Annotated in this window: 13 protein-coding genes and 1 pseudogene; 7 read left to right on the top strand and 7 right to left on the bottom strand. The window is 75.8% G+C overall.

The annotated features are described in order from the left end of the window. The first annotated feature begins 2 nt into the window (after window positions 1–2). The 3 genes from OG799_RS04010 to OG799_RS04000 all read left to right on the top strand — a co-directional run bounded on the left by OG799_RS04010 (window position 3) and on the right by OG799_RS04000 (window position 3,863). Window positions 3–1,157 carry a DUF58 domain-containing protein gene (locus tag OG799_RS04010; RefSeq protein WP_406043206.1) on the top strand — a complete coding sequence of 385 codons (1,155 nt, stop codon included), beginning with the start codon at window positions 3–5 and terminating at the stop codon, window positions 1,155–1,157. Further along, window positions 1,133–3,472 carry a transglutaminaseTgpA domain-containing protein gene (locus OG799_RS04005; RefSeq protein ID WP_406043204.1) on the top strand — a complete coding sequence of 780 codons (2,340 nt, stop codon included), beginning with the start codon at window positions 1,133–1,135 and terminating at the stop codon, window positions 3,470–3,472. Before OG799_RS04010 ends, OG799_RS04005 begins: the two co-directional genes overlap by 25 nt. A gap of 94 nt (window positions 3,473–3,566) precedes the next feature. Continuing rightward, window positions 3,567–3,863 (top strand): hypothetical protein, encoded by a 297-nt coding sequence (locus OG799_RS04000; RefSeq protein WP_406043202.1) that lies wholly within the window; start codon window positions 3,567–3,569, stop codon window positions 3,861–3,863. Here the strand turns inward: OG799_RS04000 and OG799_RS03995 are convergent. Continuing rightward, window positions 3,857–4,657: an SDR family oxidoreductase gene (locus tag OG799_RS03995; protein ID WP_406043200.1), complete on the bottom strand. Its 801-nt coding sequence runs from the start codon at window positions 4,655–4,657 to the stop codon at window positions 3,857–3,859. The genes OG799_RS04000 and OG799_RS03995 overlap by 7 nt on opposite strands. Before the next feature lies 1 nt (window position 4,658). Continuing rightward, the gene (locus tag OG799_RS03990; protein WP_406046197.1) at window positions 4,659–5,639 is read right to left on the bottom strand and encodes an LLM class F420-dependent oxidoreductase; all 981 of its coding nucleotides are present in this window, start codon (window positions 5,637–5,639) and stop codon (window positions 4,659–4,661) included. Between the two features lie 162 nt (window positions 5,640–5,801). On the opposite strand from OG799_RS03990, the gene OG799_RS03985 reads away from it, so the two are divergent. Further along, complete coding sequence (locus OG799_RS03985) at window positions 5,802–7,022, top strand: low temperature requirement protein A (RefSeq protein ID WP_406043198.1); 1,221 nt, start codon at window positions 5,802–5,804, stop codon at window positions 7,020–7,022. A gap of 72 nt (window positions 7,023–7,094) precedes the next feature. Further along, a complete protein-coding gene (locus OG799_RS03980; protein ID WP_406043196.1) occupies window positions 7,095–7,958 on the top strand; it encodes a DUF1028 domain-containing protein in 864 nt (287 codons plus the stop codon). A gap of 130 nt (window positions 7,959–8,088) precedes the next feature. On the opposite strand, the gene OG799_RS03975 is transcribed toward OG799_RS03980, so the two are convergent. After that, window positions 8,089–8,760, bottom strand: coding sequence for a maleylpyruvate isomerase N-terminal domain-containing protein (locus tag OG799_RS03975; protein WP_406043194.1), 672 nt, complete (start codon window positions 8,758–8,760; stop codon window positions 8,089–8,091). A 119-nt stretch (window positions 8,761–8,879) separates the two neighbouring features. Between OG799_RS03975 and OG799_RS03970 the strand changes: the two genes are divergently transcribed. After that, window positions 8,880–9,323: a YbhB/YbcL family Raf kinase inhibitor-like protein gene (locus tag OG799_RS03970; RefSeq protein ID WP_406043192.1), complete on the top strand. Its 444-nt coding sequence runs from the start codon at window positions 8,880–8,882 to the stop codon at window positions 9,321–9,323. On the opposite strand, the gene OG799_RS03965 is transcribed toward OG799_RS03970, so the two are convergent. Both OG799_RS03965 and OG799_RS03960 read right to left on the bottom strand, forming a co-directional pair. Further along, window positions 9,320–10,207 (bottom strand): phosphatase PAP2 family protein, encoded by an 888-nt coding sequence (locus tag OG799_RS03965; protein ID WP_406046196.1) that lies wholly within the window; start codon window positions 10,205–10,207, stop codon window positions 9,320–9,322. The two genes, OG799_RS03970 and OG799_RS03965, sit on opposite strands and share 4 nt — an antisense overlap. 542 nt (window positions 10,208–10,749) lie before the next feature. Further along, window positions 10,750–11,273, bottom strand: a pseudogene (locus tag OG799_RS03960) (glycoside hydrolase family 48 protein); the annotation flags it as partial. 230 nt (window positions 11,274–11,503) lie between these two features. On the opposite strand from OG799_RS03960, the gene OG799_RS03955 reads away from it, so the two are divergent. Next, entirely contained in the window at window positions 11,504–12,997 is a 1,494-nt protein-coding gene (locus OG799_RS03955; RefSeq protein WP_406043190.1) for a GH1 family beta-glucosidase, read from the top strand. A gap of 52 nt (window positions 12,998–13,049) precedes the next feature. On the opposite strand, the gene OG799_RS03950 is transcribed toward OG799_RS03955, so the two are convergent. Beyond that, window positions 13,050–13,463: a roadblock/LC7 domain-containing protein gene (locus tag OG799_RS03950; protein ID WP_200215717.1), complete on the bottom strand. Its 414-nt coding sequence runs from the start codon at window positions 13,461–13,463 to the stop codon at window positions 13,050–13,052. Window positions 13,464–13,471: 8 nt separating this feature from the next. Continuing rightward, window positions 13,472–16,177 (bottom strand): nitrate- and nitrite sensing domain-containing protein, encoded by a 2,706-nt coding sequence (locus tag OG799_RS03945; RefSeq protein ID WP_406043187.1) that lies wholly within the window; start codon window positions 16,175–16,177, stop codon window positions 13,472–13,474. Window positions 16,178–16,187: the final 10 nt, after the last annotated feature.

Genomic DNA, 16,187 nt, shown 5'->3' with positions numbered 1-16,187 from the left:
CCGTGGGGATCACCGCCCGCGGCGTCGGGCTGCTCGTCGCCGCCGTCACGCTGCTCGGCGTGGGCTTCCGGTACGCGTACCCGGAGCTGACCGTCCTCGGCGCGGCGGCCGCCGTCGCGGTCGGGCACGCGCTGGTCACCGCCGCGTGGCGGCCCAGGCTGGCGGTGGAGCGCCGCGCCGACCCGGACCGGGTGGCCCGCGGCGAGCCGGCCAGCATGATGCTGACCGTGCGCAACACCGGGCGGCTGCGGGCGGCGAACCTGGTCGCCGAGGACCGCTGCGGCCCGGCGCTGGTGCCGGTGCCGGTGCTGCGGCTGCGTCCCGGCCGGGACACCACGGTCCGCTACGACGTGCCGACCCACCGCCGGGGCGTGGTGCCGGTCGGCCCGCTGCGGGTGACCCGGCGCGACCCGCTCGGGCTGGTCGCGGTGGCCCGCCCCTACGGGGGCACGGTGCCGGTCTGGGTGCATCCGCGCATCCATCCGCTGCGCGCGGTGCCGACCGGGGCCGGGCGCAGCCTCGACGGCCGCACCGACAGCGTGCCGCACGGCTCGATCACCTTCGACTCGCTGCGGGAGTACGTGGTCGGCGACGAGCTGCGCCGGGTGCACTGGCGGACCAGCGCCCGGGTGGGTGAGCTGATGGTCCGGGAGAACGTGGACACCAGCCTGCCCCGGATCGTGGTGGTGCTGGACAACCGGGCCGCCGCGCACCCCCAGCGGGTCGACGGGGTGGCGGAGTCCTTCGAGTCCGGCTGCGAGGCGGCCGCGTCGGTGGTCGCCGCCGCGATCCGGGAGGACCTGCCGGTGAGCTTGCTGCTGGTCGTACCCGCCGACGAAGAGCCGGCCGGTGCCGGTGGGCCGCTGGACCGGCTGGCCGCGGTCGAGCTGGTCGACGCCGGGGACGACGTGCTGCGCGGCGCGGTGGGCCGGCTGCGTCAGGAGCGGCTCGGCGACACGCTGGTCTTCCTCACCGGGCCGGGTGGCCGCGGGGACCTGGGGCACGTCGGCGCGCTGCGCGGGGCGTATCCGTCGGTGCTGGTGGGGGTCCTCGGGACGACGGAGCCGACGCCGGCCGGCGCGGCCGGCCTGGCGGTGGTGGACGCGGCGGACGGCGCGGAGTTCGCCGCCGAGTGGGACGGGGTCCGCCGGTGGTGAGCGTGGCCCCGCCCCGCGAGGCGGACGGCCCTGCCGGGCCGCCGCCGACGGCGGAGCGACGCGGCGGGGCCGTGGCGCGCGTGCTCGGCGCCGTGCCGCTGCCGCTGGCCCTGCTCACCATGATCGCCCTGGCCGGGATGGTGCTCGACCGGGTGTACGCGGGGTCGCTGCTGACCCGGCTGATGGTCGGCGCCGCGGTCGGCTCGGTGCTGGTCAGCGTGGCCGCCCGGCGGCTGGCGTCGTGGCTGGTCGCGCCGCTGTCGGTGCTCGCCCTGGCCGGGTGGGCGGCGCTGGCGCTGCGGCTGGCCGCCGCGCACGCCGACCTGCCGGGGAGCCTGGGCGCGGTGACCGCGGACGCCGCCCGCAACGCGATCCCGCGGCTGTTGACCGCGATGATCCCGGTCGAACCGGCGCCGGACACGGTGCTGCTGCCGCTGGTCGCTGCCTGGCTCGCGGGCCTGGCCGGCGCGGAGGTGGCGCTGCGGGCCGGTCGGGTGCTGCTGGGCTACCTGCCGCCGGGCCTGCTCTACGCGGGCGCGCTCTACGTGGTCGGCCCGAACGCGCAGCCGGCGATCTGGCCGACGGTGGCGTTCGCGGCGGCCGGCGCGGTGGGCCTGGCGGCGCCGTCGTGGCGGGACGGCTCGGCGGCCGGCGACCCGTCGGCCGGCCTCGCCCCGACGGTACGCGCCGCGGTCCGGGTCCGGCTGTTCGCGGCCGGCGCGGCGGGGGTGGCGGTGGTGGTCGCACTGGCCGCCCTGCTCGCCCCGGTGGTGGCCGGGCAGGTGGACGAGCGTCCGGTGGACCCGCGCCGCTACGTCGAGCCGCCGCAGGTCGAGTCACTGGACGAGAACCCGCTGATCCGGATATCCGGCTGGGCGTTGAACCCGGACCAGCGGCTGCTGGACGTGCGCACCGAGGCGGGCGGCTCGGGGCGCGAGGCGGCCCGGATCCGGCTCGCCGTGCTCAGCGACTACGACGGGGTGACCTGGCGGGTCGGCGCCACCTACCGCAACGCCGGCCGGATCCTGCCGGCGGTGGAGCCGTCCCCGGGCCGCGCCACCGACACGGTGCGCCAGGAGATCACCGTGGCCGACCTGACCGGGCGACTGCTGCCGGCCGTCGCCACACCCCGGGAGATCAGCGGTGCCCGGGTGGCGTACGACCCGGCGACCGGGACGCTGATCCGACCGGAGGGGCTGGCGCCCGGGCTGCGCTACACGGTCACCTCGGTCCGGGAACGCCCCGACGGGAACCTGCTGGCCACGGCGAACGTCCCGGCCGGCGACTCGGTGTCCCGGGTACTGCGGGTCGCCGACGGAGCGCCGGAGCAGTTGCGCCGGCTCGCCGCCCAGCTCGCCGAGTCCAACGGCGCCCCGTACGCCCGGGCCGCCGCGATCGAGCAGTTCCTCGCCGAGCACTACCGGGTCACCGCGGACGCGCCGAGCGGGCACGCGTACCCGAACCTGGCCTTCTTCCTCTTCGGACCGCGCAACGGCGGAGGGCAGAAGGGCACCTCGGAGCAGTTCGCCGCGGCGTTCGCGGTGCTGGGCCGGCTGACCGGGTTGCCGACCCGGGTGGTGGTGGGTTTCGCGCCCCGCGGGGACGGTCCGGTCCGCGCCGCGGACGCCTTCGCCTGGCCGGAGGTGCTCTTCGAGGGCATCGGGTGGGTGCCGTTCGACCCGATGCCACAGCCGGATTCCGAGCCGCGCCCGGTGGAGGAGGACTTCCGGCCGACCCCGGACGATCCGCCCCCCTCGGAGGTGCCCGCGCCGACCGTCGAGCCGACCGCGACGCCCCCGGCCGAAGCGGCGTCCGGCCCGGCTGACCACCGGTCCGGGCTCTCCACCCCGGTCCTGCTGGGCGGCGGCGCGGCCGGCCTGTTCCTGCTGGTCGGGCTGGCGCTGCTGACCCTCGCCGCGCTGCGCCGGAACCTGACCCGGGCCCGGCTGGGGCGGGGTGACCCCGGCCAACGCATCGCCGGCGCCTGGCGGGAGGTGACCGACGCGCTGCGGCTGGCCGCCCACCCGGTGGGTGCCGACCTGGCTGCGGCCGAGGTGGCCGAGCGGGCCGGCCGGGCCCTCGCGGAGGCGCGGGCGGCGCGGCCCGCCGACGGGCCGGCGCCGGCGGTGCCGGTGGACGAGTTGGCCGGGCTGCTGAACCAGGTGGCGTTCGCCCCGGGTACGGCCACCCCGGAGCAGGCGGTGCGGGCGGCGGAGGTGGCAGCCGGCTACGTCGCCGCGCTGCGGGCGGCCCGCCCGTGGTGGCGGCGGCTGCTCTGGTCGGTGCACCCGGGCCCGCTGCGCTGGCACCGCTGACGGCGAGACGTCGGCTCCGGACACGCCGCCCGCCCCGCGTCGGCGCCCATGTCGGACACTCGCGCGGGTGGCCGGGGGTTCCTACCGTGGGGACATGTCCGCCCTGCTCTGGCTGCCCGTGGTGCTGACCGCCATGGCCGTCGCCGCCGCGGTCACCGTGGTCCTGCGACGACGGGCCCGCCGTCGCCGCCCGCTGACGCGCGAGGAGACCCTGGCCGCCGCCGCGAGGGCGGCCCGGCAGTTGCGCCGCGCCGGCCCCCGGCCACACCGGGACACCTTCGAACGCGGCGACGACCCCGTCGACCGCTACTCCGGCGCGTTCCTGGAGAACAGCGCCTACGGCGACGCCGCCGGTCACGGGGGCGACGGCGGCGGAAGCGGCTCCTACTGACGGTCGGCGCGCAGCCGGCGGACGAGTTTGCGCAGACCCGCCTGCCAGCCGTCCGGGTCCTCGGCGCGCCGCCGGGCGTACGCGGCGACCTCCGGGTGGGGCAGGATCAGGAAGCGTTCCTCGGCCAGCCCGGCGATGGTCGCGTCGGCGACCTGGTCGGGGGTGAGCACCGCCCCGGACGCGGCGATGACCCGGGCGCCGAGGTGGCCGGCGGCGAGGCCGTCGGCGAGCATCGGGGTGTCCACGCCCTGCGGGCAGAGCGCGCTGACCCGGATGCCGGCGTCCCGGTAGGTGACGGCGAGCCATTCGGCGAAGCCGACCGCCGCGTGCTTGGTCGCCGTGTACGGGGCGTCGCCGACCGCGGTGAGCAGGCCCGCCGCGGAGCAGGTGAACAGCAGGTGCCCCGAGCCGCGGCGCAGCATCGCCGGGAGCACGGCCCGGGCGGTGTGGACGTGGGCGAGGACGTTCACCCGCCAGGCCCGGTCCCAGTCGGCGTCGGGGGCGTCCACTCCCCCGCCGGTGGCCACGCCGGCGTTGGCGCAGAACAGGTCGATCCGCCCGTACCGCCGCTCGGTCTCCTCCACCAGCGCGCGGACCTGTTCCTCGTCGGTGACGTCCAGGCCGACGGCATGCGCGACCGGGCCGATCTCCGCGGCGACCGCGCGGACCGCCTCGGCGTCCAGGTCGGCGAGGACGACGGCGGCGGCGCCCTCGGCGACGAAGCGGCGGGCCAGCGCGGAGCCGATGCCGCCCGCGCCCCCGGTGATCACGGCCACCCGGTCGGTCAGGTTCATGTCAGCTCCGGTCCGCGTCGGTGACGCCCAGTCGGGGGATCAGTGTGGCCAGGGCTGCCGCGCCGCCGGCGGCCAGTTCCGGGGTGGGCATCAGCGCCAGCACCGGTACGTCCACCCCGGCGTCGGCGTAGCGGCGGACCTGGGCCACGCAGTGCTCGGGCGAGCCGTGCAGCACCAGCGCGTCGACCACCTCGTCGGGTACGGCCGCGGCGGCGCCCCGCCGGTCGCCGGCCGCCCAGGCGGTCCACATCGGGCCGAGGGTCGTCTCCCGGCCGAGCCAGCGGTGGAAGGCGGCGTACGCGGGGACGGTGAGGTAGCCGGTGATCAGCCGGCGGCCCAGCGCGCGGGCGTGTGCGGCGTCCTCGGTGGGGCAGACGAAGATCCGGGCGACCGCCTCGAAGCCGGGCCGGCGGTCGCCGAGTTCGGCGAGGGCCCGGGGCACGTCGTCGGCGGCGAGCCAGTTGAGGATCACCCCGTCGGCCTCGGCGGCGGCGAGTCGGAGCATGCCGGGGCGCAGCGCGGCCAGCAGCACGGGCGGCGGGACGGCCGGCGGGCGTTCCAGGGTGAACCGGCGGACGGTGAAGGTGTCGTAGACCTCGTCAACGGTCTCCCCGCGCAGCGCGGCGCGGAGGAACCGCAGTACGTCCCGGGTCCGCCGGAACGGCTCGTCGAAGCGGCCCGCGTTCCAGTCCCGCACCAGCACCGGTGAGGAGGCGCCGATGCCGAGGGCGAAGCGCGCGGGCGCAGCCTCGGCGAGGGCGGCGGCGCTCATCGCGAGCAGCCCGGGCCCCCGGGTGAACACCGGGGTGACCGCGGTGCCGAGCCGCAGCCTCGGCTGCCAGGCCGCGGCGAGGGCGAGCGGGGTGAACGCGTCGGTGCCGGCCACCTCCGACGACCAGACGTCGGTGAAGCCGGCCTGGTCGAGGGCCGCGTAGACCGCGGCGTGGTCGGCGAGCGGGATGCCGTTCAACGGCACCGTCATGCCCCATCGATTCGTCACCGGTCGATCGTGCCCGGTCGCCGTCGCCCCGAGCAAGATCCGAAACGGTCCCGCCGGGGGCGATCCGGGCGATACCCACCGTTACACGCGGAAAGAGTGTTACGACTGCCAGGTGGGTGGGAGCGACGGCGGGAAGCGCCGGCCATGACGAGTGGTGGGGCGAAGGGCCCGCCGCCCGCGGTCGAGGGCAGCGCGGGGCGGGCGACCTTCCTGGAGCTCTTCTTCGACCTGGTGTACGTCTTCGCGCTCACCCGCGTCTCGGCCCGCGCGGTCGAGGACCTGGCCATGGAGCCGGGGCACGTCCACGGCTGGTCGGCGGTCACCGGCGGCGGCAAGACGCTGCTGCTCCTCTTCGCGCTCTGGGCGGTGTGGCAGGGCACCGCGTGGACCACCAGCCGGTACGACCCGTACCACATCTGGCTGCAGGCCGTCGTGATCATCGCGCTGGTGTGCAGCATGGTGATGGGAGTCGCCACCCCCCGCGCGTTCAGCGCGACCGGGCTGGCGTTCGCAATCGCGTACGTGGTGGCGCAGCTGAGCCGCCCGGCGATTCTGGTGGTGGCCCTGGGCCGCGGGCACCCGTACCGCCCGCTCAAACTGCGCATGCTGATCACGTTCAGCGTGACCGCGGTTTTCTGGTTGACCGGCGCGTTCCTGCCCACCGACCCCCGGGTGGTGCTCTGGACGACGGCGCTGGGGCTGGAGTACGTGGCCCAGCGGTGCGGCTGGCCGGTGCCCGGGCTGGGCCGCTCCACCGTCTCCCGCTGGGACATCGCCGGCGAGCACCTGTCCGAGCGCTACCAGCAGTTCTTCCTCATCGCGCTCGGCGAGACGATCCTGGTGACCGGACTGGCCTACACCGGCAACGGGTTCACCATGCCGCGGACCGCCGGCTTCGCCACCGCCCTCCTCACCTCGATCCTGCTCTGGCGGATCTACGTCCAGCGGGCCGGGCAGATCCTCGGTGAGGCGGTGATGAAGGCCGCCCATCCCGCGAACATCGGCCGCTCCGCGGCGGACACCCACCTGGTGATGGTGATCGGCCTCGTGGCCACCGCGATCGGCTACGAGCTGATCCTCGCGCACCCGCTCGGGCACAACGAGGTGCCCTGGATCGCGATGACCCTCGGCGGTCCGGCGTTCTTCCTGGCCGGCCGGGCCCGCTTCGAGTACGAGGTCTTCGGCCGGGTGTCGCCGTCGCGCTGGGTGGCGATCCTCGTCCTGGTGGCGCTGGCGCCCTTCCTGCTGCACGTCGCCCCGCTGATCTCGGCGGCGGCGGCGGCGGTCGTGCTGGTCGGCGTCGCGCTGGCCGACGCCCGGCGGGCCTGGGGCCGGCCCCCGGAGGCGGCCACCCCGCCCTTCTGAGGGCGGAGGTGCGGGACCGCCCCGGCGCTTCCGAGGGCACCGGCGGGGAGGCCCCGGCGCTACCATCCGCAAGTGACCTTCTCGATCGTCGCGCGTTCCGCCGACGGCCGCCTGCACGGCGTCGCCGTGGCCAGCAAGTTCCTCGCCGCCGGCGCGCTGGTCCCGGCCGCCGAGGCGGAGGTGGGCGCCGTCGCCAGCCAGGCGCACGTCAACCTCGCGTACCGTCCGCAGGGGCTGGCGCTACTGCGCACCGGCGTGGCCGCTCCGGACGTGGTGGCCGGTCTGGTCGCCGCCGACCCGGGCCGGGACGACCGGCAGCTCGGCGTGGTCGGGGCGACCGGCGACGGCGCCACCTGGACCGGGCCGCGCTGCCACCCGTGGGCGGGCGGCCAGGCCGGCGACGGCTGGGCGGCGCAGGGCAACATCCTCGCCGGACCGCAGGTCATCGACGCGGTCCGGGACGCCTGGCTCGCCGGCACGGATCTGCCGTTCCCGCGGCGGCTGCTCGCCGCGCTGCACGCCGGGGATCGGGCCGGCGGCGACCGGCGTGGCCGGCAGAGCGCCGGCCTGCTGGTGGTCGAGCGGCACGGCGGGTACGCCGGCACCGGCGACACCCTGGTCGACCTGCGGGTGGACGACCATCCCGACCCGGTCACCGAGCTGGGCCGGCTGCTCGACACGCACACCATGCTCTTCGGCAAGCCCGACCCGGCCACCCTGCGGGACCTGGCCGGGCCGCTCGCCGAGGAGGTCGCCGCCCTGCTGGCGGCGGTCGGCCACCCGGTGAACGCGGCCGGCCTGGACGACGCGCTCGCCTCCTGGGCCGGAGTGGAGAACCTCGAGGAGCGGCTGGTGACCGGCCGGATCGACCCGATCGTCCTGGCCCACCTGCGCCGCACCGCCCCGCACGTGCCGGCCGCCCGCGTCGGCGACTGACAGCCCGCCGCACCCGGTCGGGCGCGCCGGGCATCTTGTTCGCCCCGCGCACACGGTCCCCGGGCCGCGACTCGCCGGCCGTCTCCGGGCCACCCGCGCCCACACCGTCGGGTGCGGACCCGGCGCCGGTTCAGCCGCCGAAGGAGAGCCAGCGGAAGCCGGCGCCGGCGATCAGGGCCCGTTCCCGATCGGTCAGCCCGGCCCGGCCGGTGGCCTTGCGGATCACCGTCAGCGGGTCCCAGTCGAGCCCCGCCGGGACGGGCCGGCCACCGGCCAGCAGGTCGGCCACCACCGCGGCGGCCGCCGGGGTCAGCCAGGGCCGCCGGTCCAGCGCGTCGGCCAGGTCCAGGCCGTGCACGCCGACCTCCACCACCCGGGTCCGCAGGAACTCGGTCAGGGTCATCGCGTCCCCGTGCCGGGTGCGGACCAGCCGGCCGGGCGGTTGCGCGGCCACGGCCTCGTCGGCGGCCCGCCAGGCCCGCGCGAAGTCCGCCGCCACCTCCGGTACGCCGGGCCGCTCGCGCGCCTCCCGCCGGGCGCTGTCGATCCGTGCGCCGTCCACCTCCGGGGTGAACTTGGCGGCACCGAAGTAGCCGGCGGCGTCCACCTCCGCCCGGTCCGGGGCGGGCGCGGTGAGCATGTCGACGAGCCGGCCCGCGCCGGTGCGGACGTGCGCCACGAGGTCCCGCACCGCCCAGGGTGGGCAGGGGGTGGGCCGGTCGAGGTCCGCCTCGTCGAGTCCCCGCAGCACCTCCGTCAGTCGCGCGCACTCGTCCCGGAACGCCGTCCGCACCTCGTCCACATGTCCTCCCCGATCGTCCGGTCCACCGGGCCCACCTTCGCACGCGGCCGTTTCGGCACCTCCGGGCCGGGTACGCGCCGCCGGACGACGAGAGGGGGCGCCGAAAGATGGCCGGCATCATGCTGCGCAGTACCGCGTTCAACGACCACGATCTGCTACCGGGACGCTTCTCCCGGGACGGTGGAAACGTCTCACCGCCGCTGGAATGGTCCCAGGTCCCCGACGCGGCCGACGAGCTGATCCTGATCGTCGAGGACCCGGACGGCGGAAAGACCCCGTTCCTGCACTGGCTGGTCACCGGGATCTCGCCTCGGTCCGGCGGGGTCGCCGAGGGCGCCGTCCCGGAGGGGGGCCGGGAGTGGCCCAACAGCTTCGGCACGACCGGGTGGGGCGGCCCGCACCCGCCGCTGCACGAGGACCCGCACCGGTACTTCTTCCGCCTCTACGCTCTGGAGCGCCCGCTGGACCTGCCCGAGGCGCCCCAGGCCACCGACGTGCACCGCGCGCTCACCGACAAGGAGATCGCCAGCGGCACGATGGTCGGCACCTACTACCGCAGTTAGCCCTTGTAGCGGGGCACCAGGCGGTGCACCACCGCGAGGACCAGCGCGGCCACCACGGCGATCGTTCCGACGATGCCGGCCGCGCTGCCCGCGTACCCGACGAAGAGCGGGCGGCGGGACAACTCGTCGGCGGGGACCTCGGGAAGGTCGACCAGCCAGGACAGGGCGAGCCCGGAGGCGACGAGGGCTAGCACTCCGCCGACGCCGAGCACGACCGCGGCGACCCGGTGGGCGTCCTCCGCGGCGACCGTCGCGCGTTCCCGCTGAAAGAACAGCAGGACCAGGCCGGCCGCCGCCGCCCACGCACCGACCAGGAGGAACGCCGCGACGGCGTCGCTCGGCCGGTGCCAGCCGGCGGAGAGCGTGGCCACCCCGGCCGCGGCGGCGTACCCGGCGCCGACGAAGGCGCCGAGGGCCCGGACCCGGGGCGGGAGCACCAGGATCAGCGCGATCGCCACCGAGGCGGCCACCGCGGTGTGGCCGCTGGGCAAGCTGTTTCCCGCCGCCGCCCGCTCCGGGTCGACGCCGAAGTCGGGTCGGGTCAGGAAATGCTTGAGCAACTGGGTGCTGACGTTCGCGCCGGCGATCAGCAGGGTGGCCGTGACCGCCAGGGCCTTGCGGCCCCGGATCAGCGCGATGAAGCCGATCACCGCGGTGGCCGCGAGCAGGGACACCACCGACATGGCGTTGAGGATCCGGTCGACCGGATCGTCGATCCGTTCCTGCCCGATCCGGTTGCCGGTGAGCGCCACCGTGTCGAGCCACTGGCCGACCTCGGTGTGCAGGGCGAAGCGCCACACCACCAGCAACGCCGCCGTCTGGACCAGGGCCAGTACGACCAACCAGACCGCCGTCCAACCCCGCGCCGTCTCCCGCACCCGCACACCGTAGCGGTCAGCCCGGCCGGCCGCTCGGTGAGCTGGCATCCGCCCACCGAGCCGGGCCGGGCGGCTCCGCACGGCCAGGATCATTCCCACCTGGAGCGCCAGCGGGGCGAGCGCGGCCGGTTCGGGCCGGGTGGCGGGGAAGGCCGCGTTGCCCAGCAGCAGCACACCGGCCGGGGTGGACGCCACCGCGTGCGCCCACATCCGCCCGGGCGGCGGCATTCCGCGCCCCGCGCGGCGGCGACCCCGGACAATAGGAGAGAGGCCGCCACGGGGGGAGCGGCCTCTCCGGTGATGTACGTTACTCCGTCCATTGCCGCCGCGTGGTCCCGTGGAGCGCGGAATTTCGCGAGCTTTTCGGCGGCAATCTCGTGTCCGGCCTTCAGTGGTGGACCGGCCGTCCGCTGCGTCGGCCGGACGGCCGGTCCACCCGGCCTGACCGTGGGAATCAGGCCGTCCGCCGACCGGGCATCTCCAGTTCCCCCAGGGCCCGGTCGGCCGGACGGACGGGCGGGGCCGGCCGCCCGTCCGCCAGCAGCGCGTCACCCGTTGGGGAACAGGTTTCCGTAGTCGGCGTAGGCCATCGCGACGTCCGCCTTGGCCCAGAACCGGTGGTAGGTGAAGGCCGTCCCGGCGCCACCCTTCAGGTAGGCGTCCACCTTGGGCCAGTCCGGGTCGTTCTTGTAGAACGACCGGATGTCCAGGAAGCTCTTGCCGGCGGCGATGGCGTCGCCGTTGGGCATGGTCCGGGTCCAGCCCGGCGGGATGTAGAGGCCCTGCCCGTCGGCCGCGGTGTAGACGTCGTCGAAACGCTGTAGTCGCCGCGCTTCTCGGTGGTCGACACGCCCTTGGTGTCACTGGCCGCGTAGAGTGCGTCCAGCAGGCCCTTGGCGGTGCTCCTGGCCGTCACGTCGCCGGACCGGGCCGCGTACGCGAGCAGGGTCCGGGCGTGCGCGGCGGCGACACCCACGTCCTGGCTCTGCACCGTCACCTGGACGTGCAGGTTGGTGTTGGGCTGCGGGTTGGCCGGGTCCCAGGTGTTGGGCTGGCCGGTCCACTTCAGGTCCGACGGCGCGCCGCCCGGCCGGCCTCGTTCGCTGTCGCCCCCCGTCCGCCCGACGGCGTCCGCCCCCCGGCCGGCCGGCCGCCCGACCCACCCCTTCCCGGCCGCCGTCCCGGTCGACTCCGCGCCCCGGGAGCCACGGTCCCACCCGGGAACCGTGGCAGGGCAGCGCCTGCCTATTATGGGAGCGCTCCCGGCCGTCGGGTGGCCCTGATCCTCCGAGGAGAACGCCCATGTCGATACTCACCCGACGGCGCCTGCTCCACCGCGCCGCGCTGTCCGCCACGGTCGCCGGGGCGGCCCGCGCCGGGCTGGCGGGCGCCGCCCCCGCCGCGGTGGCGGCCACGGCGGTCGCCGGCTGCGACAGCACCCCGGACCAGGATCGGAATAGCAGCCCCGACCCGCGCGGACCGCTGCGCTTCCCGCCGGGCTTCGGCTGGGGCGCGGCCACGTCGGCATACCAGATCGAAGGTGCGGCGAAGGAGGACGGCCGGGGCGAGTCCATCTGGGACACCTTCAGCCACACTCCCGGCCGCACCCGCAACGGTGACACCGGCGACGTCGCCGCCGACCACTACCACCGCTACCGCGACGACCTCGGCCTGATGGCCGAGCTGGGGCTGCGCAGCTACCGGTTCTCCATCTCCTGGCCGCGGATCCAGGCCGACGGCGCCGGCAAGCCCAACCAGCGCGGGCTCGACTTCTACCGGCGCCTCGTCGACGGGCTGCACGAGCGCGGCATCGCGCCGATGGCCACCCTGTTCCACTGGGACCTGCCGCAGGCGTTGCAGGACGCCGGCGGCTGGGAGTCGCGGGACACCGCACATCGCTTCGCCGATTACGCCGACGCGGTCTTCCGCGCGCTCGGCGACAGGGTCCCGGTCTGGCTGACCATCAACGAGCCGAAGACCGTGGTGCAGAACGGCTACCTGTGGGGGCACCACGCGCCGGGCCGGCAGGACCCGGAGGCCGCCTACCTGGTCGCCCACCACCTCCAGCTGGCGCACGGCCTGGCCGTGCGGGCGCTGAGGGCCACCGGCCAGGCGGGCCGGATCGGTCCCGCGCTCAACCTGCACCCCTGCTACCCGGCCGACGACAGCCCCGAGGCCGCCGCCGCGACCCGGCTGTACGACGGCTACGAGAACCGCCTCTACCTCGACTCCGTCCTCAAAGGCGCGTACCCGCGGGACGTGCTGGCCGACCTGGCCCCGGGCAGCCGGATGGTCTCCGGCATCCGCGACGGCGACCTCGACGTCATCGCCAGCCCGGTGGACCTGCTCGCCGTGCAGTACTACACGCCCTACTACGTCACCGCCAGCGGCGACACCACCAGCCGCTGGCCCACCTCTGAGGCGGACTGGCAGCAGATCTACCCCGAGGGGATGTACGACATCCTGACCCGGGTCACCCGGGACTACGGCCGGATTCCGATCACCATCACCGAGAACGGTCTGCCCTGCCCCGACACGCTCGGCCCGGACGGCACCGTCGACGACTCCGGCCGGATCGACTTCCTCCGCGACCACTTCGCCGCGGCGCACCGGGCGATCGCCGACGGGGTGCCGCTGGAGAGCTACCACGTCTGGTCGCTGCTGGACAACTTCGAGTGGGCCGAGGGGTACGACCAGCGCTGGGGCCTGATCTACGTCGACTACCCGACGCAGCGCCGGGTGCTCAAGCGCAGTGCCAACTGGTACCGCACGGTGATCCGCGACAACGGCCTCTGAGCGCCGCGGCGGCGACCGGGCCGGGTTGGACGCCCCGGCCCGGTCGTCCCGGTCAGCGGGGCAGCGCCTGCTGCAGCTCCGCGCGCAGCGCGGGGGTGAGCATCTCCCCGGCCTGCTTCGCCAGCCGGGCCATCTCGTAGCCGACCACGCCGATGTCGGCGTCGGCGGCGGCCAGGGTGGCCAGGATCGAGCCGTCGCGGATCTGCATGACGAGGAAGTATCCGCGCCCCATCTCCACGACGGTCTGCTTGACCACGTCACCGTCGAACATCTGGGCGGCGCCCGCGGTGATGCTCATCAGCCCCGAGGTCACCGCGGCCAGCTTGTCGGCGTGGTCGCGGGGCAGGTGGGCGGAGATCGCCACCAGCAGCCCGTCGGAGGAGACCACCACCGCGTGCGCCACCCCGGGGACCCGTTCGGCGAACGCGTTCACCAGCCAGCTCAGGTCACGCGCCTCCTGGCTCAACGTCATCATCATTGTTCCCCTTCGCTGCGATCGCCGACGGGCGGCATGATCAACACTCTGGTCTCCTCGGCCTCGGCCCGCCGCACGCCTCCGTAGTAGCGGGACAGCATGCCGCCGACCGCCTCCGGGTCGGGGTCGTGGCGCGGGGCGGGCTCGGCGGGCCGGGCGGTGCGGGTGACCGCGGCGAGTTGCGCCATCGGCACCCGTACCGGCAGGCCCCGCTCGTTGGTCCCGCCGGTCACCGGCGTCTCGGCCGGCGGCGGTGTGACGCCGATCGTCGACGACGACGGCCCCTGTCGGGAGAACCAGCCGCCGTTGGCCGGCCCGGCCGACGGGGTGAGCACGTTCTCGGCCCGGATCGGCACCGGCCGGGTCTGCCGCGGCGCCACCGGCGGTTCCGGCCGTCGACCCGCCACGGGCAGCTCGGTCGGCAGCCCCACCGGGCGACCCGCCACGGGCAGCTCCGTCGGGGCGTCCGGCCGCCGGCCGGCCACCGGCAGCTCCGTCAGGAGCCCTGGCGGCGGACTCGTCACCGGGACCTCCGTCGGGTCCCACGGCTGGGGGCCCACCGAGGGTGCTGCCGCGGGTGGCTCCGGTCGGCGGGGCGCCGGCAGCTCCGGCGCCGGCACGGCGGGTGGGGTGGGCGGCCGGGTGGCCGCGAGGACCTGGGTGGTCAGCATCCGGGGCGAGGCCGGCGCGCCCGGCTCGGGAGCGGGCGCCGGCGCGAGCAGCTCGGCGGGGATCCGGACCTGGGCGACCAGGCCGTCCTGACCGCCCCGCAACCGGATCTGGACGCGGTGCCGGGCGCCCAGGTGGCTGACCACGAACAGTCCCATCCGCTCGGAGGCCGCGACGTCGGCCGCCGGCGGCTCGACCAGCACCGCGTTCGCCTCCGCCAGCGCGCTCGGGCTCATGCCGAGCCCCTGGTCGGCGATCTCCACCAACGCCCCGAGGCCCTCGGCCCGGGCGGTGACCCGCACGACGGTGTCCGGCCGGGAGAACGCGGTGGCGTTCTCCAGCAGCTCGGCGAAGAGGTGCACCAGGTCGCCGACGGCGTGCCCGACCACGTGCAGCTCCGCGTTCGAGTCGTGGCGGACCCGCTGATACTGCTCGATCTCGGCACTGGCGGCGAGCAGCACCGCCGCCAGTCCGACCGGACGGTTCCACCGCCGGGTGGACTCCGTGCCGGCCAGCACCAGCAGGCTCTCGTCGTTACGGCGCATGCGGGCGGCCAGGTGGTCCAGCTTGAACAGGTTCTCCAGCTGGTCCGGCTCGCTCTCCTCGCGCTCCAGGTCGTCGAGGAGTTCGAGCTGCCGCTCGACCAGCACCTGGCTGCGCCGGGCGAGGTTGACGAACATCGCGTTGACGTTCCGGCGCATCAGCGCCTGCTCGACCGCGACGCTGACCGCGCTGCGGTGCACCGCCACGAACGCCTCGGCCAGCTCGCCGATCTCGTCCAGCGAGCGGACCACCGCCGGCGGCACGTCGATCCCGGTGACCGGGCTGTCCACGGCGCGCAGCCGGTCGAGGGCGTCGGGCAGTTCCACCTGCGCGATCCGCAGCGCCTGGCTGCGCAGCAGCCGCATGGACCGGGCGATGGAACGGCCGATCAGCAGCGAGATCAGCACCGCGACCAGGAGCACCGCGACGATGCCGCCGACCACCAGCAGGGTGTCGCGCAGCTGCCCCGAGCTGGCCGCGTCGGCCCGGCGTACGGCGTCGTCGAGGACCTCGCTCTCGAGCTGGCGCAACAGGTCCTGACGCTGCTGGCTGGCCATCCACCACTGCGGCGCGAGCAGCACGGCCGGTTCGGCGGCGCCGCCGGGCAGGGTCGTCTCCTCCAGTTTGGTGGCCGCCACGAATCCCGGGTTCACGGAGGTCTGGTCGTACCGGCGGATCTGGTCGGCGGTCGCGACGACCCGGAACGCGCCCAGGGCGGTCAGCTGCTGGGCCCGCAGGTCGGTCAGGGCCACCTGGTCGTCCACCGCGTACCGGCCGGAGCGGGCGGCCGCGTAGAGCTGCCCGCGGATCCGCGAGGAGAACTCCTTGACTCGGGAGAGCTGGACGTAGCGCAGCACCGCGTCGGTGAGCGCCCGCTGGTCCTCGCCGGGCGAGGGCTCGGCCAGCAGGTTGAGCAGCGCGTCGATGGCCCGGTGGTAGTTGCTCAGGATGGTGTCGCTGCTGAGCACCGCCGGCGGCACCGCGGCCCGGATGTAGATGACCTGGTCGTACGCCTCCAGCACCTCGGAGTAGGTGACCCGCCAGGCGACGTCGGCGTCGGCGAGCGGCCCGGCCGCCCCGCGCAGGTCGGCCAGGGCCTGGTCGGAGGCGTTCTGCAGCGGCTTCAGCGCGGCGATCGCGGCGTCCCGCTCGGCGGCCCCGGCGGAGTTGCGCAGCGCGCCCAGCTCGCCCGCGGTCCGGTCCCGCTCCTGCTGGAGCCGGTCCACCGCGGCGGTGATCTGCCGGCCGATGCCGACCTGCTGGGCGAACTCGCTGAGGGCGGTGGTCTGCCCGACCAGCGCCCGGGTCTGCACCCCGGCGAGGACCAGGAACGCCACCGAGGGGATGATCAGCACGGTGGCGAGCTTGGTGCGCATCCGCCAGTCCCGCAGCCGCAGCGCCGAACGGCGACGGTGCGGTACGACCCGGACGTCGAACCGGTTCCGGCGGTGGTTCGAGACCGCGCCCCGATCGGGGTCGGGACCTGCGCCCACACGTGCCTCC

Origin of the sequence: Micromonospora sp. NBC_00898, from assembly GCF_045207895.1 — a bacterium.
In the GTDB taxonomy this organism is placed as follows: domain Bacteria; phylum Actinomycetota; class Actinomycetes; order Mycobacteriales; family Micromonosporaceae; genus Micromonospora.
Note: the sequence above shows the minus strand (reverse complement) of the source record. Positions and strands in the feature narration are given on the sequence as shown.

Excerpts from the sequence above, each read along its gene's own strand:
- OG799_RS03990 (WP_406046197.1), bottom strand. The coding sequence starts at position 5,639 with ATGACGGTGCCGTTGAACGGCATCCCGCTCGCCGACCACGCCGCGGTC.
- OG799_RS03970 (WP_406043192.1), top strand. The coding sequence starts at position 8,880 with ATGCTGCGCAGTACCGCGTTCAACGACCACGATCTGCTACCGGGACGC.
- OG799_RS03995 (WP_406043200.1), bottom strand. The coding sequence starts at position 4,657 with ATGAACCTGACCGACCGGGTGGCCGTGATCACCGGGGGCGCGGGCGGC.
- OG799_RS03955 (WP_406043190.1), top strand. The coding sequence starts at position 11,504 with ATGTCGATACTCACCCGACGGCGCCTGCTCCACCGCGCCGCGCTGTCC.
- OG799_RS03985 (WP_406043198.1), top strand. The coding sequence starts at position 5,802 with ATGACGAGTGGTGGGGCGAAGGGCCCGCCGCCCGCGGTCGAGGGCAGC.
- OG799_RS04000 (WP_406043202.1), top strand. The coding sequence starts at position 3,567 with ATGTCCGCCCTGCTCTGGCTGCCCGTGGTGCTGACCGCCATGGCCGTC.